A 22,805-nucleotide genomic window follows, 5' to 3' on the forward strand; every position below is an offset into this window, starting at 1 on the left:
ACCAAGAGTTTCCTGCAATCACATGCCGGTGGCTGCCACAGCAAAACAGCTACCGTGCGAGCACTCTATAACGACGAGGTAACGACGAGCAAGGGTTTTCCCGTTATCTTTTCGTAATCATCGGAAACGCTGAGCGCGCACCTCGCCGACGCTCGGGTTTCGGCCTTCAGGTCAGTCGGGGTCTGTCAGGATTGGCGCGTGCACGCCCACGGTCGAGACACCGCCAGCGGACCCTTCGTGGTCACGCTCGTCGTCGACCTGCCGGTCGCCAAACCGGACGCCCTCGAGACGATCGCCTTCGTCTCGGACGGCGTCATCGGGAATCCGGGAACCGCGTTCCCGCGGGTCGGACTCGGCCGCGACGTGTGGGCCGAGGTGCAGATCCCCAAGTTCGCCGACCCGCCCCCGCTGGCGGTCGACGTGTGCTCCGACGTCTCATGGGATGTCGCGGCGACGGAGGCAGCACGGCTGGCAGACGCCCTGCGGCGAGTCGGCTGGTCGGTGCGGTCTCCCCGCTCGGACGAGATCTGAGCCGCCTGCCCGGCGACGACGTTCACCCGGCAGCGGCGTTCACCCGGCGACGGCGAAGAGCCCCGCGATGCCCGCGCCGTAGAGGACGAGCACGACGAGAGAGTCGACGCCCATTCCCGCGACGCGCTTGGCCGGCCGGAAGATGAGCCCGACGACGTAGACGAGCGTCAGCAGCGCAGCCAGCGCCGTCAGGTAGATGTCGGCCCCGTTCGCCTGCGGCAGCACTGCCTGACCCGAGATCAGGGTGGCCACGAGGAACAGCACCGGCAGGAAGGCGTTGCCGCCGAAGATGTCGCTCATCGCGAGGTTGTCGTCGCCCTGCCGGATCGCCTGCAGCCCCGTCGAGATCTCCGGCAGCGCGGTCGCCAGCGCGAGGACGGTCGCTCCGAACAGCACGCCCGACAGCCCGATCCCGTCGGCGATCGCGTCGCCGGCACGTTCGAGCACCACGCCGGCGCCGAGCGTCGCGAGCGCCGAGACCGCGAAGATCGCGACCACGGCCCCGGTGCTCATCGCGTGATGCGGATGCTGCGGCTTCGCCCGCCGGTGCCCGGGAGCATGTTCGCTAGCGCCCGGCGACGTGCCGTTCTCGTGCCACGGCAGATGCCTCCCGGCTCGCTGCACGAGGAACAGCCCGGCGAGCCACAGCGCCGCGATGAGTACGACGTCGGGGGTGAGACGTGCGACGACCAGGTCACCGGGCAGCTGGCTCCCCGCCATCACCACGGCGAGGACCGCGACCACGACGACGGCTTCCAGCACCAGGACGAGGGATGCCGCACGGTACGTCAACGGCCTCACCCCGCGCCCGCGTCTGCCGAACAGGTCGAGGATCACCAGCACCACGGTCTGCAGCGCGATGCCGCCGAGGATGTTGCCCACCGCGACCTCGAGGTTCCCCGAGATCGCCGCGCTGACGGTGATCGCGATCTCGGGCAGGTTCGTGGCCACGGCGAGCACGATCAGCCCGCCGAACGCGCTGCCAATGTGCCAGCGATCATCGAGGACGTCGGTCGATTTCGAGAGCTGGATTCCGGCAACCCACACGACGGCGGCGGCAACGGCGAAGACCAGGAGGAGCAGCCAGAGGGGCAGGTTCGACATGCCCTCAGTGCACACCCGCGCAGTGTCGTGCGCGTACCTCTTGCGCTCGCGCGCGCGACGGGTTCCGGTTCAGCGGGTTCCGGTTCAGCGGAGCCAGCTGGAGCGCCCGAACCGCTCCCATCGATCCACGATGTGCACGTCGCCGTCGTCGGTCGTCTCGAGCACCGTGGTGCCGCCGATGATGACGTGCTCGACACGCGACTCGACCGCCAGGGGGTCGCCCGACCACAGGACGAGGTCGCCGTCGCGGCCGGCCTCGAGGGCGCCGACCCGATCGTCGAGTCGCAGGATGCTGGCCGGGTTCGTCGTGAGCGCCTGCAACGCGACATCCGCCGGGAGGCCCTCTCGCACCGCGAGGATCGCCTGCAGTCGGATCTGGTCGATCGGCACCACCGGGTGGTCGGTCGTGATCGCGACGGTCACGCCCGCGGCGGCGATCAGGGCGAGCGCGCCGATCGCCCGGTCGCGCAGCTCGACCTTGGAGCGCGAGGTGAGCATCGGCCCGAAGATCACGGGGATGCCCTTCTCTGCCAGGACGTCCGCGATCTTGTGCCCCTCCGTGCCGTGGTTGACGACGAGACGGTATCCGAACTCCTCGGCGAGACGGATCGCGGTGACGATGTCGTCGTGACGATGACTGTGCTGGTCCCACAGCAGCGTCCCGTCGAGCACTTCGGCGAGCGTCTCCTTGCCGAGGTCGCGATCGAACGGCTCGCCCTTGGCCGCCGCGGCATCCCGCTTGGCGACATAGTTCTGAGCGCCGACGAAGGCGTCGCGCAGAACCGAGGCGACGCCCAACCGGGTCGAGGGCGTCTGCTTCTTGTCGCCGTAGACCCGCTTGGGGTTCTCGCCCAGAGCCGACTTCACCGATACGTTCTCGGCGATCACCTGCTCGTCGACGGTGCGTCCGCCCCATGTCTTGATGGCGACGGTGCGCCCCCCGATCGGGTTTCCCGACCCGGGTTTGATCACGACGGAGGTGACACCGCCGCGCAGGGCGTCGCGGAACCCGACCTCGTCGATGTCGATGCCGTCGAGCGCGCGGAAGCGGGCGCCGTTCGGGTCGGTCATCTCGTTGGTGTCGTTGCCCGACCAGCCCTCGCCGTCCTCGTGGACGCCGAGGTGTCCGTGCGCCTCGACGAAGCCGGGCAGGACCCATCGGCCAGCGGCATCCAGGATCTCCGCGCCGTCGGGAACAGGCGTCTCGGCTCCGCCGACGGCGGTGATCACGCCGTCCGTGACGATCACCGTCCCGCCCTCGATGACGGGCGCGGACACGGGGACGATGCGGCCGTTCACGACGGCGAGGATGCGGGGGGCCATGCCCTCGACCCTATGCCGGACGCTCACTGGAGGCAGAACTCGTTGCCCTCCGGGTCTCGCATCTGCCAGTAGCGCTCCGGCCACGCCCCCCACTGCTGTTCCACCAGCCGGACGACGCTCGCACCGAGCGCGACGAGACGATCCTTCTCCGCGTCCACCGCCTGTAGCGAGGCCCGGCGCTCACCGTCGGCGGGTGCGACCGAGACATCGATGTGCAGGCGGTTGCGCCCTCGCTTCGAGCCGTCGGCGTGGTGGAAGTACAGGCGGGGTCCGCGGCCCTCGGGATCCTCCGCGAGACCTCGGCGGTCGAGATCGTCATCGGTCAGGCCGGCATCGAGCTGTTGCCGGCGCATGTCGTCGGGCCAGTCGAGGCGCGGATAGCCGAAGACATCGGCCCAGAAGTGCGAGAGCGCCCGTGGGTCGTCTGCGTAGAAGGTGATGTTGCCGAGCCTGTTCATGGTGACCTCCTCGTCGCGACCGACGGTACTCCCGCCCTCCGACAGCGGGTACACCCGGTATCGCCGGACGGCAACGGGGCTGACCGCTCGCTGGCGGCGTCGTAGCGTGAGCCACTCGCGAACCGCAGGGAGGAACCATCATGAGCCTCAACGGAAACGTGCCCTTCGTCGCACCCGGCGACATGCCCGTCGACCCGATCGAGGAAGCTCCCATGCTCGAGGTCACGGCTGAGGACCCGCTCGACGAGGACTGACCCGGCGCCACACACGGCGAAAGCGCACGTCCGCACGGTCTCCGCGTGAGCGGACCGTACGGACGTGCGCTTTCGCGAACCGTCAGCGAGCGGTGATCAGTACCAGCCGGTCGACTGCGAGTGACCCCACGCGCCGCAGGGCGTGCCGTAGCGGCCGGAGATGTACCCGAGGCCCCAGCGCACCTGGGTGACCGCGCTGGTCTGCCAGTCGCCGCCGGCCGAAGCCATCTTGCTGCCGGGGAGCGCCTGCGGGATGCCGTACGCACCGCTGCCGCTGTTGTAGGCCTGGTAGTTCCAGCCCGACTCCTTGTTCCACAGGGAGACGAGGCACGAGAACTGGTCCTGGCCCCAGCCGAACTCGCCGAGCATGTTGCTCGCGGCCTCCTGAGCGGCACCGGGGGAGTTGTCGCCCGTCGAGGCGGCGGCGGATGCAGCGGGAGCGGACGACGACGAGGACGACGAGCGCGACCCGCTCGAACGCTGCGCGGCGGCTGCCGCGGCCTCCTCCTCGGCCTTCGCCTGAGCGGCGGCCTCGGCGGCGGCGGCTTCCTCGGCGGCGATCCGCGCGGCCTCTTCCTCGGCGGCCTTCTGCGCCTGGGCAGCCTCGAGGCGCCCGCGGAGGTCGGCCGTCTGGGCCTGCACGTCGTCGGTCGCGTCGGTCAGCTTGTCGGTGAGGTCGGGCAGGAGGAGCGTCGGGATGACCTCGGTGTCCTTCAGGCCTTCGATGCGCTCGCGCAGCTGTGCCGTGTCGATCGTCGTGTCGCCCTCGATCGGCAGGGCGGCAGCCGACACATCGCCGGTCAGAGTGGCGGCGTCGACGACGGATGCCTCGGCCGCAGCGACGGCGTCGGTCGTGGCCTGCTCGATCGCGCTCAGCGGCTTTGCCGTCGAGGTAGCCGCAGCGGTCACGAGCGCGGCGCGCTGCATGACGGGAACGGAGCCCGCGGCCGTCGGCAGCGCTGCAGAGGCCGTCGTCCCGACGACCGCGGTCAGACCCAGGGCCAGCCCGAGAGTGAGGGCGGCGGGGCGGACGAAGCGGCGGGATGCGGAGGTGGAGCTGGTGGAGCTGACAGAGCTGGAGGAGCTGGCGGAGCGCCGCAGGTCGCGGCGGGTGGGCTGGCTTGACGAAGAAGTCATGCGAACAGGGGCGGTCCTTCAATGTTTGCGGGCACCGCGACAGGCGGCGGGCGTCTCGGGCGGACGCACAAAACTCCTCGAGTCTGCGGGGTGAGTCTGGACGAGTCCCGGACAGTCCCTGGACGTAACCTGGGAGCGAAGGCGAGCCGACCCGGCGGTGCGGCGGGTTAATCTGGCCGGAATGACGGGCCGTGTGGACCGTCCGACCGTCCGTTCCGAGGGAGGAAACCATGGCCGAGATCGAGAGCTTCACGTTGGACCACACCGCCGTGCTCGCCCCGTACGTGCGACGGATCGGCGTCGAGCACGGCCCGGGCGGCGGAACCATCACGAACTTCGACGTCCGGTTCGTCCAGCCCAACGCGGGCGAGATCCCGACCGCCGGCATCCACACCATCGAGCACATGCTCGCGGGTCTTCTCCGCGATCGCATCGACGGAGTCATCGACATCTCGCCCTTCGGCTGCCGCACCGGATTCCACCTGCTGATGTGGGGTGAGCCCGAGGTCGCCGACGTCGTCGCGGCCCTGACCGGGAGCCTCCGCTTCATCGCCGAGGAGGCCGTCGAGGCCGACATCCCGGGCGTCTCCGCGCTCGAGTGCGGGAACTACCGCGACCACTCGCTGCACTCGGCCCGCGAGTGGTCGAAGACGGTGCTCGATCAGGGCATCAGCCTCGACGCCTTCTCGCGCGTCGGAGTCTGACGGCCGACCGGCCCCGACGTGATCTCCTCCCGCCAGCAGCGTGCGCTGCGCGCCGTCGTCGCCGCCACGCTGGCGACGTTCGTCGCGTTGCTGTCGCACGTGACGGCGGGAGGCGAGCCGCCCTCGTTGCTCGGCGCGGCCCTCCCGTGGGCGCTGTCGTCGATGGTGAGCCTCCTCGTCGTCGGGCGCCGCCTCTCGCTCGCGCGCCTGGGGGCGGCCGTCGCGGCGGCTCAGGTGCTCTTCCACGTCATGTTCGCGCTCGGTGTCGTCCCGCTGGCAGGATCAGCCGGGCCGGCGGGCGCCTCCGCGGGGCCTGCGGGGCCGATCAGCCTGCACGCGGGACATATGTCGCTGCCGGCATCCCTGTCCGAGCCGGGTGCGCTCGCCGCCGTGGCACCGGATGTCGCCATGATCGTCGCCCACGTCGTCGCCGCGGTCCTCACCACCGTGCTGCTCCACAGCGGCGAGCGGCTGGTCGGCGCGCTCGCCGGTCTCGCCCGGCGCATCGCGCTGCGCCTGAGGTCGGTCGCGCGGGATGCCGTACTTCCCGCCCCGACGTCGCCGCTCCCGGTCCCGGTCGTGTCGAATGTCCGTGCACCGCGCCTCCGCGCTCTCATCGCGGCTCCCGCCCGACGCGGCCCGCCCGTCCTCCTCGCTCTCTGACGCCCCGGCGCCCGTCGGGGTGACCCGCCGTGCGCGCGCACCGTCTTCGCGCGCCGGCACCCGACGACCGAGGAGTCCCATGTCCGTCACCCCGCTGCGCACGCCCGCCGGCGCTCCCGAACACGCCCCGCCCGCGCGACCCCGCGCCTGGGCGATGCCGCTGCTTCTGCGCATCCACTTCTTCGCCGGCATCCTGGTCGGCCCGTTCATCCTCGTCGCCGCGATCAGCGGCGCGATCTACGTCGTGACGCCCCAGCTCGAGCAGGTCGTCTATGCGCACGAGCTGCGCGCCCCGGTCACCGAGACGACGCTCCCGCTCGGCGACCAGGTCCGCATCGCGGAGGAATACATCGGTGATGCGGCATCCCTCGCCGCGGTCCGGCCCGCACCGAACGCGGGCGACACGACGCGCGTCATGTTCGCGCAGGACGGCCTCGGGCCGAGCGAGACGCGTGCCGTGTTCGTCGACCCCGGCACCGGTGAGGTCCGCGGGGACCTGACGGTCTACGGCACGAGCGGCGCGCTGCCGCTGCGCGCGTGGGTGAGCGACCTGCACCGCAACCTCCACCTCGGTGAGCCCGGGCGCCTCTACAGCGAGCTGGCCGCCTCATGGCTCGGCATCGTCGTCGCGGTCGGGCTCGCGCTCTGGGTCGTGCGGCTGCGGCGGGCGCGCGTGAAGCGGGACCTGGTCCGTCCCCGACCCGGTGCCACGGGATACCGGCGCTTCTTCGGCTGGCATGCGTCGCTCGGGGTGTGGCTCGCCGCGGGGGCGCTCTTCCTCGCGGCCTCGGGCATCACGTGGTCGACCTACGGCGGAGCCAACGTGTCCACGCTGCGCGCCGCACTCTCGTGGCAGAACCCCGCGCTGACGACGGAGGTCGGAGATGCCGGCTCGGGCGGCGCCGATGCCCATGCCGACCACGGCGTCGTCGCAGCCCCCACCGCGACGGTGTCGCCCGACACGTTCGACGATGTCCTCGCGGTCGCCCGCACCGAGAACGTCAACGTCGGGCTCATCGAGATCCGGCCGCCCTCCTCGGCGGGACAGGCCTGGGTCGTCCAGGAGATCCAGCGGAGCTTCCCGACCGAGGTCGACGCGGTCGCGATCGACGGCGACACGCTCGCGGTCATCGACCGGGTGGATTTCGGCGACTACCCGTTCATGGCGAAGCTCGCACGCTGGGCGGTCGACCTCCACATGGGGTCGATGTTCGGGCTTGTGAACCAGCTCGTGCTGTTCGTCGTCGCCGCGGGCATCGCCGTGATGGTCGTGCTCGGGTATCTGATGTGGTGGAAGCGTCGTCCCACACGTGACACCTCCCGCCGGATGGGCACGGTCCCGGGTGACGCGCTTGCGGACGCTCCGCTGTGGGGCGTCGCCCTCGTCGTGGGCGTCTCGATCGGCATCGGGTTCTTCTTGCCGCTGGTGGGCCTGCCCCTCGCCGCGTTCGTGATCGGCGATGCCGTCGTGCGGGACGTGCGCGCCCGCCGCGTCCGGAAATCTTCGACCGGGGGAGCGGAAGCGAGTGTGGTCAGGCCATGACGGGTCAACCCCTCGTTCCCGGCGAACTCTCAGGGTAGAGTTCCGGGCGAAGAACTCCGGCCACCCGTCGGACAACAGGAGAAGAGCCATGGCGACAAGCCCCGCTGAATCGATCGTCGACGCCGTCGGCGGTCCGGGAAACATCGAGAGTCTGACGCACTGCGCCACGCGCCTGCGTTTCCAACTGCGTGATTCCTCGAACGTCGATCAGACGACGGTCGAGGCGATCCCGGGCGTCATGGGCGCCGTTCCGCAGGCCGGGAACCGCTACCAGGTCGTCATCGGCGGTGCCGTCCAGAACGTCTATAACGACATCAACGCGCTCCCCGCGATGTCGGGCGCCGGTGGCGGCGCTGTCGACGAGGACGACATCGACTCGGTCAAGGCGCGCGAGCGCGCGAAGGGCCCCCGCGGCAAGGTCGCCTGGCTCGACTCCCTGTTCGAGTTCCTGTCCGACTCGTTCCGCCCGATCCTCGGTGCGCTGCTGGGCGCGTCGCTGTTCATCACCTTCATGGCGCTGATGGCTACGCTCGGCGTCATCCCCGCCTGGAACGCCCCGGGTGTCGTCCTCGACCCGTCGTGGCAGTTCGTCAACCTGATGTGGCAGTGCGTCTTCATCTTCCTGCCGCTCATGGTCGCCTACAACGCGGCCAAGAAGGTCGGGGCCGACCCGTGGGTCGGCTTCGCGATCATGGCCGTGGTGATGCTGCCGCAGTTCTCGGGACTGGCGACCCAGGAGGGCGCGCAGCAGATCAACTTCCTCGGCTCGGAGATCACGACCGTCTCGGTCTTCGGTCTGCCGCTGACGATCTTCGACTACAGCTCGCAGGTGTTCCCGCCGCTGCTCATGGCGGGCGCGCTCGGTCTGCTGTGGAAGGGGCTGCGCAAGATCATCCCTGAGAACATCCAGCTGATCTTCGTGCCGTTCCTGGCGATGCTGATCATGATCCCGCTCACGGCGTTCCTCATCGGCCCCATCGGCGTATACGCGGGTGCCGGTCTCGCGAACCTGCTGAGCTCGATCAACGACTTCTCGCCGTTCATCTTCGCGATCGTCATCCCGCTCGCATACCCGTTCATGGTGCCGCTCGGCCTGCACTGGCCGATCAACGCGGTCATGCTGCTGAACATCCAGACCCTCGGCTACGACTTCATCCAGGGCCCCATGGGCGCGTGGAACTTCGCCTGCTTCGGCGCGACCGCCGGTGTGCTGTGGATCTCGTGGCGTGCCCGTGACAAGCAGATGCGTCAGACCGCGACGGGCGCCCTCGCGGCCGGTCTGCTCGGCGGCATCTCGGAGCCGTCGCTCTACGGCATCCACCTGCGCTTCAAGCGCATCTACCCGCGGATGCTCGTCGGATGCCTCGTGGGCGGTCTCATCATCGGTATCGGCGGCGGCGTGAAGACGTCGGCGTTCGTGTTCACCTCGCTGCTGACGATCCCGGCGTTCGATTCGGTCATCCTCTACGGCATCGCCGTGCTCTCGGCGTTCGTCGTGGCGATGGTGCTCGTCATCATCAGCGACTACCGCACCCCCGAGCAGCGCGCCGAGTTCGAGGCGCAGCGCGACAAGGCCGAGGCCGGTGCGACCGCTGCCGGCCCTGCGGCCGCGACCGCGGGCGCAGCAGCAGCGACCGCCGCCGCCGGCTCGTCGACCGCGACGCCCGCGCAGACGCCCCGGGGGACCGCGACCGCGACGCTGGACAAGCCCGGCGCCACCGACGAGGTGTCTGCTGCCATCGAGATCGCGTCGCCGCTCGACGGCACGGTGGTCGCGCTCTCCGAGGTGCCCGATCCGGTCTTCGGTGGTGGCGTGATGGGCCCCGGTGTGGCGATCGAGCCGACGGGCGACACGGTCGTCTCGCCCGGTGCCGGAACCGTCGCGGCGGCCCAGCCGACCGGCCACGCGTTCGGGCTCGAGCTCGACAACGGCGTGGAACTGCTCATCCACGTCGGCATCGACACCGTCAACCTGAAGGGCGAGGGCTTCGAGGTCCACGTCAAGGCGGGCGATCGCGTCGAGCAGGGCACGCCCCTGGTGACGTTCGACCGCTCCGTGATCGAGAAGGCGGGCTACCCGCTGATCACGCCGGTCATCGTCCTCAACGGCGACGCGTTCGCGACGGTCGACCCGGTGGGCCTCGGCGCGACGACGGCCGGCGCCCCTCTCCTGATCCTGGAGAAGTAACCCCCCCCTCCCTCTCCCACCCCAAACGTCGACTCGCCACGAATCGCGGATGCCGGGCCTCCGGCATCCGCAGATTCTGGCGAGTCGACGTTTTGATGCGGGGTCAGGGCAGGCGGTGGAGCAGGAGGATGCCGTCGAGCAGGTGCGGGGGGCGGGAGGCTGCGGGGGTGGATGCTGCGGGGGTGGAGCGCTCGCGGACCTCTCGGCGCTCGACGATCTCCTCGCGCTCGACGACCCACACGGCGGGATCGAGGTCGAGGGCGGCGCGCTCCTCCGCGGGTGTCGGGAATGGCGGGTGCTCGTACGCGTCCGGGTTCCCCGGCTCGGCGCCGGGCGTCGGGAACGGCGGGTGCTCGTGCGCCTCACCATCCTGCGCCTCGCCGGCCCCCGCCTCGGGCGGCGGGCCTCCGGCGTGCGAGACCACCAGCAGCCGGCCTCCCGGGGCGACATGCCGGAGGGCTGCGCGCAGGAGCGGGATGCGGGAGAACTCCGGGTCCCACGAATGCAGGAAGCTCGTCGTCACCAGGTCGAACTCCCCGAGCTCCGCGGCGTCGATCTCGCTCGCGACGAAAGTCGCATCGAGCTGAGCGCTCCGGGCGGCGGCACGGGCGCGCGCGACTGCCGTCGGCGACAGGTCGATGCCCGTCACCGACCACCCGCGCGACGCGAGCCACAGCGCATCGCCGCCCTCGCCGCAGCCCAGGTCGAGCGCGGTCGTCGGGGTGAGAGAGCCCGCCGCCTCGAGCTCCGCGATCACCGTCGACGTCGTCTCGTTGACGCGCCCCGACCAGACCCGGTCGGTCTCGGCGTATCGGGCCTCCCAGTCGGCGGCGTGGCCACGGCGGCGCTCGACCGCGGCCGCGGCATCGAGGGCGACGAGGGCGCCGTTGACCGCCGCGCCGGCCATCGATCCGGCGCCCATCGACAGCGGCACGTTCGCCATCGGGGCCACGACGTTGCCGGCGGCCCAGACGCGGGGATGGCTCGTCGCTCCGGCCGCGTCGACGGCGATGAACGAGCCCACCGGCCCGTCGGCGCGAGCGAGGTCGAGGTCGGCGACGAAGCCGTCGTGCGGCTCGAGGCGTCCGCCGGTGAAGATCGCGTCGATCGCGATGTGCTGACCGTCAGCGGTCACCACGGAACCGATGGCGGCGTCGTCGGCGACATCCGCCGCATCGTCCGGACCGGTCACGGCGACCACGGGCGGCGTGACGATGCGGATGCCGCGGGCGCGGAGCCGCTCGTCGACGTCGTCGCCGAGCTCTCCCGCCGCGGCGGTGAAGGCGACGACCTCGGGGGTCCACTGTCGGAGGAGCTCGATCTGGTGCAGGCTCATCGGCGACGTCGCCAGGACGCCGATGCGTCGATCGCGCACCTCCCAGCCGTGGCAGTAGGGGCAGTGCAGCACGGTCCGGCCCCACCGCTCGGCGAGACCAGGGATGTCGGGCAGGTGGTCGGTGACCCCGGTGGCGATCAGCAGTGCGCGCGTCGTGATGCGCTCCTCGTCGCCCGCGAGCACGACCTCGAGGCCGCCGTCGATATCGCCGACCCGCTCGACGCGCGCGGTGCGGAAGCCGACGCCGTACGCTTCCGCCTCGACGCGACCGCGACGGCGCAGCTCCGCAGGCGCGGTGCCGTCGAAGCCCACGACGGCGTGCATGTGCTCGGCGAAGCGATTGCGCGGGTTGCCGGAGTCGAGGACGAGCGCGCGGCGGCGGGCGCGCCCGAGCATCTGAGCGGCGCTGAGCCCCGCGGGTCCCGCGCCGACGATGACGACGTCATGATCGAGATTCTGCATGCCGACCAGCATCCGTCGTGTCATCGACTATCAGCAAATGGATTTGCACTAATGGCAAAATGGATGGATGACCGGACTGGACCAGATCGGACCGCGCCTGCGCGCCGCGCGGCAGGAGCGAGGGCTGACCCTCGACGAGCTCGCCGGCAGGGCGGGGATGTCGACGAGCACCCTCTCGCGCCTCGAGTCGGGCAAGCGGCAGGCGAACCTCGAGCTGCTCGTGCCTCTCACGCGGCAGCTCGGCATCCGCATCGACGACCTCGTTCCCGCCGAGCATCCGGATCCCCGGGTGCGGCGGCCCGCGACGACACGGCACGGCCATGTCATCGCGCCGCTGACACGTGAGAGCTCGCCCGTCCAGACCTACAAGGTGACCTATCCGCCCTCGGATACGGCACCGGTGCCGCGGGTCCACGACGGGTTCGAGTGGTTCTACGTGCTGAGCGGGCGCGTCCGTCTCGTCCTCGGCGACCAGGAGCTCACGCTTTCACGGGGCGAGGCGGCGGAGTTCGACACCCGCACCCCGCACTCCATCAGCGCGGTCGGCACGCGCCCCGCCGAGGTGATCAGCATCTTCAACGCCGCCGGTGAGCGCATGCATACCCTGACCGCCCCCTCCTGACCCGTCCCCACGTCCCACCCGTCGACTCGCCAGAAACTGCGGATGCCGCGGTGCCGGCATCCGCCTTTCTTGGCGAGTCGACGAGAAGGGGGGTGGGAGGGGTCAGGACTGGCGGTGGGTGCGGTAGTAGGCGAGGAGGGCCTGGGTCGAGGCATCCTGCGCGGCGAGCGCGTCGGCGTCGCCCTCGATCGCGGGCGCGATCTGCAGGGCGAGCTGCTTGCCGAGCTCGACGCCCCACTGGTCGAACGAGTTGATGCCCCAGATCGTGCCCTGCGTGAACGTGATGTGCTCGTAGAGCGCGATGAGCTCGCCGAGCACCTTGGGCGTCAGCGCGGGCGCGAAGATCGACGTCGTCGGACGGTTGCCCGCGAACGTGCGTGCGGCGACGAGCGCTCCGGTCGTGCCCTCGGCCTCGACCTCCTCGGCGGTCTTGCCGAACGCGAGCGCCTTCGTCTGGGCCAGGAAGTTCGCCAGGAACAGTCCGTGCACGTCGCGCCCGCCGTCGGTGAGCGGATGGGCCGGGTTGACGAAGGCGATGAAGTCGGCGGGGATCAGCCGCGTGCCCTGGTGGATCAGCTGGTAGAACGCGTGCTGGCCGTTGGTGCCGGGCTCGCCCCAGAAGACCTCGCCGGTGTCGGAGGTGACGGGGGTGCCGTCCCAGCGGACCGACTTGCCGTTGGACTCCATCGTGAGCTGCTGCAGGTAGGCCGCGAAGCGGTGCAGCTGCTGTGCGTAGGGGAGCACCGCGTGCGTCTGTGCGCCGAGGAAGTTGGTGTACCAGACGTTGAGGAGGCCCATGAGGACGGGCACGTTCTTCTCGAGCGGGGTGGATGCGACGTGCTCATCGACCGCGTGGAAGCCGGCGAGCAGGTCGCGGAACGCCTCGGGGCCGAGTTCGATCACGAGCGACAGGCCGATCGCCGAGTCGACGGAGTAGCGGCCGCCGACCCAGTCCCAGAATCCGAACGCGTTGGCGGGGTCGATCCCGAAGGCCTCGACCTTGTCGAGTGCGGTCGAGACGGCCACGAAGTGGTGCGCGACGGCGTCGGTCTTCTTCGCCTCGCTGTCGTCGATCGCGCCGGCCTCGCGCAGGCCCGCCCACAGCCAGTCGCGGGCGAGGCGCGCGTTGGTGAGGGTCTCGAGAGTGGTGAACGTCTTGGATGCGACGATGAACAGCGTCGTCTCGGGGTCGAGGTCGGCGGTCTTGTTCGCGATGTCGAACGGGTCGATGTTCGACACGAACCGCGCCTGGATGCCGGCCGTCGCGTAGGGGCGGAGGGCCTCCGAGATCATGACCGGCCCGAGGTCGGACCCGCCGATGCCGATGTTGACGACGTGGGTCACCTTCTTGCCGGTGATGCCCGTCCATTCGCCGGAGCGCACGCGGTCGGCGAATGCCGACATTTTCTCGAGGACGGCCTGGATGTCGGTGTCGATGTCCTGACCGTCGACGACGAGCTCGGGCGAGGCGCCGGCGGGGCGGCGCAGCGCGGTGTGGAGCACGGCGCGGTCTTCGCTGGTGTTGATGTGCTCGCCCGAGACCATTGCGGCGTAGCGCTCGGCGACGCCGGTCTGCTCGGCCAGGCGCACGAGGGCGGCGATGATCTCGTCGGTGACGAGGTTCTTCGACAGGTCGACGTGCAGGTCGGCCAGCGGCAGGCTCAGGCGCTCGACGCGGCCGGGGTCGCTGTCGAACCAGCCGCGGAGGTCGGGGGTGAAGCCGGTCTTCAGCGACTCGAGGTCGTTCCAGGCGGCGGTGGTGGTGGCATCGATGGGAGCAGCGGTCACGCTCTCACGGTAGCCGCGCCGCCGTGTCCGCGTCCACGCGGCGCGGCGGGAGAACTGTCGACGACCCGCCCGTCGATGAGCCGGCACACCGCGTCGACCTCGCCGAGCTCGGCCAGATCGTGTGTGACGGCGACGACGGCGGCGCCCCCGCGCGCGGCGACGGCGAGAGCGGATGCCACGGCCTCGCGCGATGCGCTGTCGAGTCCGCTCATCGGCTCGTCGAGCAGCAGCAGGTCGGCCTCCTGCGCAAGGGCCTGCGCGATGTGGGCCCGCTGACGCTGCCCGCCCGAGAGCAGGCCGAGCGGTCGCCGCGCGAGAGCGGTGAGACCCACGGTCTCGATCGCCTCCGCGATCAGCTCCCGGTCGACTCGCCGCAGCGGGCGGAACGGTCCGCGTGCGCGCCAGCGCCCCATCGCGACGAGATCGGCCACCGTGAGCGGGAGACGAGCGCCGTCGTTCGAGGTCTGCGGGACGAGACCGACCCGGATGCCGGGCGAGCGATGCACAGTTCCTGAGGTGGGCGTCAGGAGCCCCGCCGCGACCGCGACCAGCGTCGACTTTCCCGAGCCGTTGGCGCCGACGACCGCGAGGATCTCGTGGCGCGCGACGTCGAGGTCGACGCCACGGAGGCCGAGGTGACCGTCGTAGGCGACGCTGACGTCGCGCAGGGAGACGACGGTATGCCGGGCTGCGGGAGAGGCGGTCGAGCTGAGCATCGTCCCAGTATTGCAAATGAAAACCGTTCTCACTTTCATGTATCGTCGTCGACCGTGTCCCTCCTCCTCGACCCCTTCGCCGTCACATTCGTCCAGCGCGCCCTGCTGGGCGGCGGCCTCGTCGCGATCGTGTGCGGCATCGTCGGCACGTGGGTCGTGCTGCGCGGCATGGCCTTTCTCGGCGAGGCGATGGCACACGGGATGCTGCCCGGCGTCGCCGTCGCGACGCTCACGGGATTCCCGCCGATGGCCGGCGCTGCCCTGAGCGCTGCGGCCATGTCGCTCGGCGTCGGTGCCCTGCAACGCCGGGGACGACTCTCGGCCGACACGAGCATCGGCCTCCTGTTCGTCGCGAGCCTCTCACTCGGCATCATCGTCATCTCGGCGTCTCGGAGCTTCGCGACGGATGCCTCGGCGATCCTCTTCGGCGACATCCTGGCCATCGGCTCAGCCGAGCTCGTCGCGCTCGCCGCCGCACTCGTCGTCACCGTCGTCGTCGCGGCCCTCGGGCACCGCTCGTTCGTCGCGATGACGGTCGACCCGCGGCAGGCGCAGCTGCTCGGCCTTCGTCCTCGCGTCGCCCACATCGTCCTCGTCGGACTCGTCACGCTCGCGGTTGTCTCGGCCTACCAGGCGGTCGGCTCGCTGCTCGTCGTGGGCATGCTCCTCGGGCCCGCCGTCGCGGCCGGGCAGTGGACGCGCCGGATCGTTCCCACGATGGCCCTCGCCGCGCTCATCGGCATCGTCTCCGTCGCCGTGGGCCTGCTCGTCTCCTGGCACGCCGCCACCGCTGCCGGTGCCACGGTCGCCTTCACCGCGATCTGCTCCGGTGCCGTCTCGACCGGAATCCGCGCCGTCGTCCGCACCCTGACCCGCCCGGACGGGCGCCGCGCAACGGCATCCGTCATCCCGAACACCCCGGAAAGGACCGCATGAGAACTCGTGCACCTCTCTCGCTCATCGCTCTCACGGCCGGCGCCGCCCTGCTCGCCGGTTGCCAGGCCACTCCATCGGACTCGGCCGCCGGCACTCCGGACGCCGATGCCACGGCGCGCGGCGAGGCTCTCGGCGACGGTCACGGCGCCATCGCCGGGGCGCGTGAGCTCGCCGAGCCGGCTCTGCACCTCACGAGCATCGGCACGGACGGCGCCGTGCACCACCTCGATCTGATCGACGAGCAGTCCGAGGTCCTCGGCGACGTCGCTGCCGCTGACACGCTCGACAGCGAGGGGCGTTTCCTGTTCGCCGGTCGCGACGGCGAGGTGTCGATCATCGACAGCGGGGTGTGGACCTGGAATCACATCGACCACTTCCACTACTACGAGGCCCCAGCCCGCATCCTCGGCGAGGTGACCGGCTCCGGCACCCCGCGCACCGTCGCGAGCGACCTCGGAGTGGGCGTGTTCTTCGACGACGACGACCGCGGCGGCGAGGCCGTGCTGCTCGACTTCGACGCGCTGAAGGAGGGCGACATCGTCGAGAGCTTCCGGCTCGCGCTCGACGCCCCCGGCTCGTTCGTCGTGCCGATCCCCGCAGGAGCCCTGATCGCTGACGCGGCCTCGGGCGAGATCCGCCGCGTCGACGTCTCGGGGTCGGAGCTCGACACCACGCCGTGCATCGAGCCGGCAGGGTCGATCGCGACCAATGTGGGCGTCGTCATCGGCTGCGCCGACGGTGCGGTCCTCGCCGTCTCGGATGCCGCCGGCACGACTCTCGAGCGCATCCCGTACCCCGAGGGCGGGCCGAGCCGTGCTCTGTCGTTCGCCAACCGCGAGGGCCGACCCACCGTGGCGGGTCGCACCGGGTCCTCGGCGTTCTGGCTGCTCGACACCCGCGAGCGCTCATGGACGGCGTACGACGCCGGCGAGCCCATCGTCCGCGTCACGGCGGTCGACGACGCCGACGAGACAGTCGTCGCGCTCGCCGCAGACGGCTCGGTGATCGTCATCTCGGGCGCGACGGGGGAGCGGCTCGCGCGTACGCAGCCGCTCGTCGCGGCATCCCTCGCCGATCCGGTGCTCGCCCCCGGTGTCGACCTCGTCGCCGACCAGCGACGCACCTACCTCAACGGTCCCCGGGAGCATGCCCTGTTCGAGCTCGATCCTGCGGACGGCGGGCGGGTAGCCCGAACCTTCCCGACCGACCACGCCCCCGCCCTCTTCACGGAGACGGGCCGATGAGGCGGGCCGCTCTCGCCTTCGGGATGGTCGTCGCCGGGGCCGTCGCGCTCTCCGGGTGCGCCACTGCGGGCGATGACCGTCCGACCGTCGTCGTGACGACCAACATCCTGGGCGACATCGTGCAGAACCTCGCGGGCGATGAGCTCGACGTCGTCACCTTCATGCCGCGGGATGCCGATCCGCACTCGTTCGAGCTCTCGGCCCAAGACGCGGCGACGATGCGCAGTGCCGATCTCGTGGTCTCGAACGGCCTCGGGCTCGAAGAGGGGGTGCAGCACCACGTCGACGCGTCCGCCGCCGACGGCGTGGCGCAGTTCGTCGCGGGAGACCACGTCGAGACCCTCGGGTACCTCGACTCCGACGCGGTGGACCCGCACTTCTGGACCGATCCGACCCAGACCGCCCGCGTCGTCGACGCCCTCGCCCCGGTCCTCGCCGAGCTGGCGGGCGACGACGGACGGGCCGTCACGGATGCCGGCGACGCGTACCTCGCCGAACTAGCGGCGGTCGACGCCGAGATGGCGGCGGGACTGGAGGCCATTCCCGCCGAGCACCGCGCGCTCGTCACCAATCACCATGTGTTCGGCTACCTCGCGCGGCGCTACGACGTCCGCATCCTCGGCGCGGCCGTGCCCGGCGGCACGACGCTCGCGGCTCCCAGCGCATCCGACCTGCAGGAGCTCGTCGATGCGATCGACGCCGCCGGTGTCCGCACGATCTTCGCCGACTCCTCTCAGCCCGACCGTCTCATGCGGGTGCTCGCAGACGAGGCGGGGCGCGACGTGTCGGTCGTGCCCCTGCTGACCGAGTCGCTCGCGCCGGAGGGACAGCCCGGCGACACCTACCTCGACATGATGCGCCAGAACCTCCAGCGCATCACCGACGGCCTCACCCGATGAGGCATTTCCCTGGAAAGGAAACCCACCCCATGAAGAGAACCCTGCAGTTCGGCGCCCTCGCCGGCGCCGCAGCCCTGGTGCTGGCGGGATGCTCGTCCTCGCCCGCCGCGACGTCCAGCCCGTCGGGCGACGCGTCGGCCGAGGCGTCCGCGCCCGCCGGTCCACGCGTCGCGCTCGGCTACGAGGGCGGTGTGCTCGTGCTCGGCGGCGACGAGCTCGAGGTGATCGGAGACTTCGACTCGGAGGACTTCATCCGGCTCAACGCGGCCGGTGACGGCCGTCACGTGATGGTCACGACGTCGGAGGGCTTCCAGCTGCTCGACGTCCAGCAGCCCGAGCTCACCGACCTCGTCGTCCCGGCGGCCGCCGCCGGACACGTCGTCGTCCACGGCGGCAAGACCGTGCTCTACGACGACGCGACGAGCGACACGACGATCTTCGACACCGCCGACCTCGGACAGATCGGCGACGAGCTGCCCGACGCCGAGGTGATCCCCGGGGTCGAGGCGCACCACGGCGTCTCGGTCGAGCTCGAAGACGGCACGATGCTGACCACCGTCGGCGGGGAGGCCGGGCGCACCGGCATCCGTGTGCTCGACGCGAACGGCACCGAGGTCGCGTCCAACGCCGACTGCCCGGGCGTCCACGGCGAGGGCACCGCCGAAGGCGAGCGCGTCGTGTTCGGCTGCGAGAACGGCGCGATCATCTACGACGGCGGCGAGATCACGAAGGTCACCTCGCCCGACGCGTACGGCCGCATCGGCAACGCCTTCGTCGCGGAGGACAGCCCGCTCGTCGTCATGGACTACAAGGACGACCCCGACGCCGAGGGCTACCTGCTGCGCAACATCGCCCTCGTCGACACCGAGGCGAAGACGCTCACCAAGGTCGCGCTGCCGGCGGGCGTCGAATACACCTTCCGCGGTATCGCGCGCGGGCCCGCCGCCGAGGCCGTATTGATCGGCACCGACGGCTCGCTGCACTGGATCGATCCCGCGACCGGCGGCATCACGAAGTCGCTTCCCGTGATCGACCCCTGGGAGGGTCCGGCCGAGTGGCAGGCGCCGCACCCGGCGGTCAAGGTGGCCGGTGACATCGCCTACGTCACGGACCCGGCCGACAGCGAGCTCGTCGCCGTCGACCTGACCACGGCCGAGATCGTGCAGACGGTGAAGCTGCCGCAGGTCCCGAACGAGATCGCCGCCGTCTCCTGACCCACGGCGTCGCCGCATCCGCTCCGTCGCAGTCACTCTGCCGCGGGGCGGATGCGGCGCGTCCGGGCCCGCCGTTAGCCTGGCGTCGTGGCGGCCGTCTCGACCTCGCAGCGCACGTATCGCTACCTGCGCCTGACCCTCGCGGGTACACCGGTCGCGATCATGCTCGCGGTGCTCTTCGCGATCCCCGACGCGGGAGTGCTCCCCAGCGTCAGCCACTACTTCTACACCTCGGCCCGCACCGTCTTCTCCGCCGCACTCGTCGCGGCAGCAGCCTGCCTGCTCGCGCTCTCCGGGCGGGGCCCGCAACGCGTGCTATTGGATGTCGCAGCGCTCCTGGCGCCGCTCATCGCCATCATCCCCGCGCCGATCTCGGCCGGCGAGGTGCCCGGGGTGGCCGTCGACTGTGCGGCCCCGTGCGTCCCCGTCGGGTTCGCGGACGATCTCGACAACGCCCTGGCGACGTACCTCGTGATCGGCGCGGTCGTGCTCGCCATCGGACTCGTCCTGGCTCAGCGCGGCGACATCGCCCTCCGCGACACCGGTCCCACCCTCGCCCTGGCGGCGGTGTTGCTGGTGGGAGTGACGCTCGTGTGGACGCTCGCTCCGGGCCTTCTCGTCCGTTACGGCCACGCCATCGCAGCCTTCGGCTTCTTCATCCTCATCGCCCTCGTCGCGCTCGCCGAGGCGCTGCGGCCCGCCGACACGAACCCGCCGGCGAAGCGGATGCGGACCGGCTACATCGCCATCGCGATCGCACTCGTGCTCGACCTCGCGGTGACCGTCGTGCTGGCGGTGATCTTCGACCTCCCCGTCGTGCTGGTCGGAGAGCTCATCGCCCTGGCGCTGTTCCTCGTGTTCTGGATGATGCAGACCGCCCAGAAGTGGTCGCTCGCCGACCCCGCGCTGCAGGGGTGAGCCGACGCCCGAAACTCCTCCTTCTCCGTGTCGGCGACCGGGTCTACTGTTCGTCCCATGACCGCCCCGCTCAGCGCACTGGAGTCCTCGCGCATGCGCGCGTTCCACCAGGTGCTCGGCAACACGCTGCTCGCGAACGTGACCTCGAGCTTCCTCTGGTTCGCCCTGACGTTCTGGGCCTACCTCGCGACGGAGAACGTCCTGGCGACATCCATCATCGGCGGCTCGTACATGCTGCTCGTCGCCGTGTTCGGGGTGGTCTTCGGGGCCCTCGTCGACCACCTGAAGAAGAAGGCGGTGATGGTGCTCTCGAGCCTCATCACCCTCGCGACCTATCTCGGTGCCGGTGCGGTCTATCTGCTGTTCCCCGAGGCGGTCCTCGTCGATTGGGGCCGGCCCTGGTTCTGGATCTTCGCGGGGCTGATCCTCATCGGGGGAGTGGTCGAGAACCTGCGCAACATCGCGCTGTCCACCACCGTGACGCTTCTCGTGCCGGGCGACCGCCGCGACCGGGCGAATGGCCTGGTCGGAACCGTGCAGGGCATGGCGTTCATCGTCACGAGCGTCTTCTCCGGCCTCTCGATCGGCTTGCTCGGAATGGGGTGGACGGTCGTGATCGCCGTCACCGCGACGGCGCTCGCCCTCGGGCATCTGACGTTCGTGTCGATCCCCGAGCGCGGCGTCGCCGCGGCTCACGATGCCGCCACACCGGCGTTCACGTTCCGCGGTGTGATCCCGGCGATCCGCGCCGTGCCCGGTCTGCTGGCACTGATCCTGTTCACCACCATCAACAACCTCGTGGGCGGGGTCTTCATGGCTCTCATGGATCCCTACGGGCTGACGCTCTTCACCGTGGAGGCGTGGGGGATCGTGCTGGCGGTCACCGGCACCGGCTTCATCCTCGGCGGTGCCGTCGTCGCTGCGCGCGGGCTCGGGCGCAACCCCGTGCGTACGCTGCTTCTCGTCAACGTGGGCGTCGCCGTGCTGGGCATGACCTTCGCGATCCGCGAGTGGTGGTGGCTCTACGCCCTCGGGATCTTCGTCTTCATGATGCTCATGCCCGTCGCCGAGGCGGCCGAGCAGACCGTCATCCAGCGCGTCGTGCCGTTCCACACCCAGGGAAGGGTCTTCGGCTTCGCGGCGTCGGTCGAGTCGGCGGCGTCGCCGATATCGGCGTATCTGATCGGGCCGCTCGCGCAGTTCGGCCTCATCCCCTTCATGCGTACGGATACCGGTGAGCGCACCTTCGGCTGGTTGCTCGGCGGGGGCGAGGCGCGGGGCATCGCCCTGGCCTTCGTCGCCGCGAGCGCCCTCATGCTCGTCATCGTGCTCCTCGCCTTCGCGTCGCCGCAGTACCGGCGACTGAGTCAGGCGTACGCCGATGCGCCGCCGCCCGAGCCCGCGGCATCCGGGGGCACGGATTCCGGCGAGGTCGCCTCGTCGTCGGAAGCGGCCCCATCGGTCAGGCAGAGCGACGCGGCACCCTGAGCCCGAGCACTGCGAGCAGTGCTGCGATCGCGACCATCGCGAGGGTGCATCCGGCGACGCCGACCCAGCCGAGATCGTGGAAGGCGTAGCCCAGGAGCCACCCGAACAGACTCGAGCCGCCGTAGTACCCGAGGTAGTACAGCGATGCGGCCTGAGCTCGGGCCTCCGGCCTCGCCGCCGCGGGAGCCCAGCCCGACGCGATCGCATGCGCGCCGAAGAAGCCCGCCGTCGCGATCAGCAGCCCCACCAGTACCGCGATGACGTGAGGCACCGCGGTCACGATGATGCCGATCGCCATGACCGCCAGCGAGGCGAGCACCACCGGCAGGCGGCCGTACCGCGCCGCGAGCGAACCGGCCCAGGGCGAGGTGACGGTGCCGGCGAGGTAGGCGAGAAAGAGGAAGCTCACCACCCACAACGGCAACGAGTACGGCGGCGCGACGAGGTGGAATCCGAGGTAGTTGTACACGGCGACGAAGCCGCCCATGAGGAGGAACCCCTGGGCGTAGAGGGTGAGCTGGCGGCGGTCGCGGAGGTTCGTCGCGAGCCGGGCAGCCAGTGACGGACCCGTCGCGCCCGTCCTGCGCTGCGGCGCGAAGCCTCGGGCCGGCGGCGTGAGCCACAGGAAGAGTACGGCCGACGCGGCGCACACCGCTGCCACGGCGAAGACCCCGCCCCGCCACAGACCGACGTCGCCGAAGGGGCCCGCGACCACCCGGCCGAGCAGCCCGCCGATCGTGGTGCCGGCGATGTAGCTGCCCGCCGCCGTCGCGGTGTGGGCGGAGTCGACCTCTTCCGAAAGGTACGCCAGCGCGATGGCGGGCACGGCGCCGAGCGCCGCGCCTTCGAACAGCCGGGCGCCGAGCAGCAGCGGCAACGTCGGGGCGAGCGGGGCGAGCAGACCCAGCGCCGTCGCGGCGATCACTCCGATCGCCATGGCGGGCACGCGCCCGATACGGTCGGCCACGACCGACCAGGGGATGACGCCGACGGCGAGACCGAGCGTCGACACCGAGACCGCGAGGGCCGCCGTCGCCGGTTCGACGCCGAACTCCGATCCGATGAAGGGAAGCACCGCCTGCGGCGAGTACAGCTGAGCGAAGGTCGCCACCCCGGCGAAGAACAGCCCGGCGATGAGCCGGCGGTAGGCGGGCGACCCGGGAAGATGACCGGTGAACGCACGCACCGAGCCAGCTTACGACCGGCGGGAGCGCCCCCGCGGACGTGAGAAGGGCCGGTCGACTCAGAATCGTCGACCGGCCCTGTCATCCCTTGCA

20 protein-coding genes are annotated in these 22,805 nt (G+C 70.8%); 12 read left to right on the forward strand and 8 right to left on the reverse strand.

The window, feature by feature from the left end; all coding sequences use genetic code 11:
* Nucleotides 1–198: 198 nt before the first annotated feature.
* Nucleotides 199–531: a hypothetical protein gene (locus AA0Y20_RS06445; protein ID WP_412938188.1), complete on the forward strand. Its 333-nt coding sequence runs from the start codon at nucleotides 199–201 to the stop codon at nucleotides 529–531.
* A gap of 39 nt (nucleotides 532–570) precedes the next feature.
* Here the strand turns inward: AA0Y20_RS06445 and AA0Y20_RS06450 are convergent, their stop codons facing one another.
* The 4 genes from AA0Y20_RS06450 to AA0Y20_RS06465 form a co-directional block, all read right to left on the reverse strand.
* Nucleotides 571–1,635 (reverse strand): sodium:calcium antiporter, encoded by a 1,065-nt coding sequence (locus tag AA0Y20_RS06450; RefSeq protein ID WP_412938189.1) that lies wholly within the window; start codon nucleotides 1,633–1,635, stop codon nucleotides 571–573.
* 84 nt (nucleotides 1,636–1,719) lie between these two features.
* Nucleotides 1,720–2,958 (reverse strand): amidohydrolase, encoded by a 1,239-nt coding sequence (locus AA0Y20_RS06455; protein WP_412938190.1) that lies wholly within the window; start codon nucleotides 2,956–2,958, stop codon nucleotides 1,720–1,722.
* A 23-nt stretch (nucleotides 2,959–2,981) separates the two neighbouring features.
* On the reverse strand, nucleotides 2,982–3,416 hold the full coding sequence (locus AA0Y20_RS06460; RefSeq protein ID WP_412938191.1) for a VOC family protein: 435 nt from the start codon (nucleotides 3,414–3,416) through the stop codon (nucleotides 2,982–2,984).
* 350 nt (nucleotides 3,417–3,766) lie between these two features.
* The gene (locus AA0Y20_RS06465) at nucleotides 3,767–4,807 is read right to left on the reverse strand and encodes a lytic transglycosylase domain-containing protein (RefSeq protein ID WP_412938192.1); all 1,041 of its coding nucleotides are present in this window, start codon (nucleotides 4,805–4,807) and stop codon (nucleotides 3,767–3,769) included.
* A gap of 230 nt (nucleotides 4,808–5,037) precedes the next feature.
* On the opposite strand from AA0Y20_RS06465, the gene AA0Y20_RS06470 reads away from it, so the two are divergent.
* The 4 genes from AA0Y20_RS06470 to AA0Y20_RS06485 all read left to right on the forward strand — a co-directional run bounded on the left by AA0Y20_RS06470 (nucleotide 5,038) and on the right by AA0Y20_RS06485 (nucleotide 9,905).
* Nucleotides 5,038–5,511, forward strand: coding sequence for an S-ribosylhomocysteine lyase (locus tag AA0Y20_RS06470; RefSeq protein ID WP_412938194.1), 474 nt, complete (start codon nucleotides 5,038–5,040; stop codon nucleotides 5,509–5,511).
* 18 nt (nucleotides 5,512–5,529) lie between these two features.
* Nucleotides 5,530–6,174 (forward strand): hypothetical protein, encoded by a 645-nt coding sequence (locus tag AA0Y20_RS06475; protein WP_412938195.1) that lies wholly within the window; start codon nucleotides 5,530–5,532, stop codon nucleotides 6,172–6,174.
* Between the two features lie 79 nt (nucleotides 6,175–6,253).
* The gene (locus AA0Y20_RS06480) at nucleotides 6,254–7,717 is read left to right on the forward strand and encodes a PepSY-associated TM helix domain-containing protein (RefSeq protein WP_412938196.1); all 1,464 of its coding nucleotides are present in this window, start codon (nucleotides 6,254–6,256) and stop codon (nucleotides 7,715–7,717) included.
* A gap of 88 nt (nucleotides 7,718–7,805) precedes the next feature.
* On the forward strand, nucleotides 7,806–9,905 hold the full coding sequence (locus AA0Y20_RS06485; protein ID WP_412938197.1) for a glucose PTS transporter subunit IIA: 2,100 nt from the start codon (nucleotides 7,806–7,808) through the stop codon (nucleotides 9,903–9,905).
* A gap of 103 nt (nucleotides 9,906–10,008) precedes the next feature.
* Here the strand turns inward: AA0Y20_RS06485 and AA0Y20_RS06490 are convergent, their stop codons facing one another.
* A complete protein-coding gene (locus AA0Y20_RS06490; RefSeq protein WP_412938198.1) occupies nucleotides 10,009–11,703 on the reverse strand; it encodes an FAD-dependent oxidoreductase in 1,695 nt (564 codons plus the stop codon).
* Between the two features lie 67 nt (nucleotides 11,704–11,770).
* Here AA0Y20_RS06490 and AA0Y20_RS06495 point away from each other — a divergent pair, with 67 nt between their 5' ends.
* Nucleotides 11,771–12,325, forward strand: a complete 555-nt coding sequence (locus tag AA0Y20_RS06495; protein WP_412938199.1) for a helix-turn-helix domain-containing protein — start codon at nucleotides 11,771–11,773, stop codon at nucleotides 12,323–12,325.
* A gap of 102 nt (nucleotides 12,326–12,427) precedes the next feature.
* On the opposite strand, the gene pgi is transcribed toward AA0Y20_RS06495, so the two are convergent.
* Together pgi and aztA are read right to left on the reverse strand one after the other, a co-directional pair.
* Complete coding sequence (gene pgi / locus AA0Y20_RS06500) at nucleotides 12,428–14,113, reverse strand: glucose-6-phosphate isomerase (protein ID WP_412938200.1); 1,686 nt, start codon at nucleotides 14,111–14,113, stop codon at nucleotides 12,428–12,430.
* Nucleotides 14,110–14,829, reverse strand: coding sequence for a zinc ABC transporter ATP-binding protein AztA (gene aztA / locus AA0Y20_RS06505; RefSeq protein WP_412938201.1), 720 nt, complete (start codon nucleotides 14,827–14,829; stop codon nucleotides 14,110–14,112). The genes pgi and aztA overlap by 4 nt, the downstream gene beginning before the upstream one ends.
* A 54-nt stretch (nucleotides 14,830–14,883) precedes the next feature.
* On the opposite strand from aztA, the gene aztB reads away from it, so the two are divergent.
* From aztB to AA0Y20_RS06535, 6 genes are all read left to right on the forward strand, one after another.
* Nucleotides 14,884–15,765 (forward strand): zinc ABC transporter permease AztB, encoded by an 882-nt coding sequence (gene aztB, locus AA0Y20_RS06510; protein ID WP_412938202.1) that lies wholly within the window; start codon nucleotides 14,884–14,886, stop codon nucleotides 15,763–15,765.
* Nucleotides 15,762–17,009, forward strand: coding sequence for a hypothetical protein (locus AA0Y20_RS06515; protein WP_412938203.1), 1,248 nt, complete (start codon nucleotides 15,762–15,764; stop codon nucleotides 17,007–17,009). The genes aztB and AA0Y20_RS06515 overlap by 4 nt, the downstream gene beginning before the upstream one ends.
* Nucleotides 17,006–17,908 (forward strand): metal ABC transporter solute-binding protein, Zn/Mn family, encoded by a 903-nt coding sequence (locus tag AA0Y20_RS06520; protein ID WP_412938204.1) that lies wholly within the window; start codon nucleotides 17,006–17,008, stop codon nucleotides 17,906–17,908. The genes AA0Y20_RS06515 and AA0Y20_RS06520 overlap by 4 nt, the downstream gene beginning before the upstream one ends.
* Nucleotides 17,909–17,937: 29 nt before the next feature.
* A complete protein-coding gene (gene aztD / locus AA0Y20_RS06525) occupies nucleotides 17,938–19,122 on the forward strand; it encodes a zinc metallochaperone AztD (protein WP_412938205.1) in 1,185 nt (394 codons plus the stop codon).
* Between the two features lie 87 nt (nucleotides 19,123–19,209).
* Nucleotides 19,210–20,040, forward strand: a complete 831-nt coding sequence (locus tag AA0Y20_RS06530) for a hypothetical protein (RefSeq protein ID WP_412938206.1) — start codon at nucleotides 19,210–19,212, stop codon at nucleotides 20,038–20,040.
* Nucleotides 20,041–20,097: 57 nt separating this feature from the next.
* On the forward strand, nucleotides 20,098–21,528 hold the full coding sequence (locus tag AA0Y20_RS06535) for an MFS transporter (RefSeq protein WP_412938207.1): 1,431 nt from the start codon (nucleotides 20,098–20,100) through the stop codon (nucleotides 21,526–21,528).
* Here the strand turns inward: AA0Y20_RS06535 and AA0Y20_RS06540 are convergent.
* Complete coding sequence (locus tag AA0Y20_RS06540) at nucleotides 21,503–22,714, reverse strand: MFS transporter (RefSeq protein ID WP_412938209.1); 1,212 nt, start codon at nucleotides 22,712–22,714, stop codon at nucleotides 21,503–21,505. The genes AA0Y20_RS06535 and AA0Y20_RS06540 overlap by 26 nt on opposite strands.
* Nucleotides 22,715–22,805: the final 91 nt, after the last annotated feature.

Origin of the sequence: Microbacterium pratiae (assembly GCF_047302165.1) — a bacterium.
Classification (GTDB): Bacteria; Actinomycetota; Actinomycetes; order Actinomycetales; family Microbacteriaceae; genus Microbacterium.

Coding starts and splice junctions, on each gene's coding strand:
- AA0Y20_RS06450 (WP_412938189.1), bottom strand. CDS start 1,635: ATGTCGAACCTGCCCCTCTGGCTGCTCCTCCTGGTCTTCGCCGTTGCC.
- AA0Y20_RS06455 (WP_412938190.1), bottom strand. CDS start 2,958: ATGGCCCCCCGCATCCTCGCCGTCGTGAACGGCCGCATCGTCCCCGTG.
- AA0Y20_RS06460 (WP_412938191.1), bottom strand. CDS start 3,416: ATGAACAGGCTCGGCAACATCACCTTCTACGCAGACGACCCACGGGCG.
- AA0Y20_RS06465 (WP_412938192.1), bottom strand. CDS start 4,807: ATGACTTCTTCGTCAAGCCAGCCCACCCGCCGCGACCTGCGGCGCTCC.
- AA0Y20_RS06470 (WP_412938194.1), top strand. CDS start 5,038: ATGGCCGAGATCGAGAGCTTCACGTTGGACCACACCGCCGTGCTCGCC.
- AA0Y20_RS06480 (WP_412938196.1), top strand. CDS start 6,254: ATGTCCGTCACCCCGCTGCGCACGCCCGCCGGCGCTCCCGAACACGCC.
- AA0Y20_RS06485 (WP_412938197.1), top strand. CDS start 7,806: ATGGCGACAAGCCCCGCTGAATCGATCGTCGACGCCGTCGGCGGTCCG.
- AA0Y20_RS06490 (WP_412938198.1), bottom strand. CDS start 11,703: ATGCAGAATCTCGATCATGACGTCGTCATCGTCGGCGCGGGACCCGCG.
- AA0Y20_RS06495 (WP_412938199.1), top strand. CDS start 11,771: ATGACCGGACTGGACCAGATCGGACCGCGCCTGCGCGCCGCGCGGCAG.
- aztA (WP_412938201.1), bottom strand. CDS start 14,829: ATGCTCAGCTCGACCGCCTCTCCCGCAGCCCGGCATACCGTCGTCTCC.
- AA0Y20_RS06515 (WP_412938203.1), top strand. CDS start 15,762: ATGAGAACTCGTGCACCTCTCTCGCTCATCGCTCTCACGGCCGGCGCC.
- AA0Y20_RS06520 (WP_412938204.1), top strand. CDS start 17,006: ATGAGGCGGGCCGCTCTCGCCTTCGGGATGGTCGTCGCCGGGGCCGTC.
- aztD (WP_412938205.1), top strand. CDS start 17,938: ATGAAGAGAACCCTGCAGTTCGGCGCCCTCGCCGGCGCCGCAGCCCTG.
- AA0Y20_RS06535 (WP_412938207.1), top strand. CDS start 20,098: ATGACCGCCCCGCTCAGCGCACTGGAGTCCTCGCGCATGCGCGCGTTC.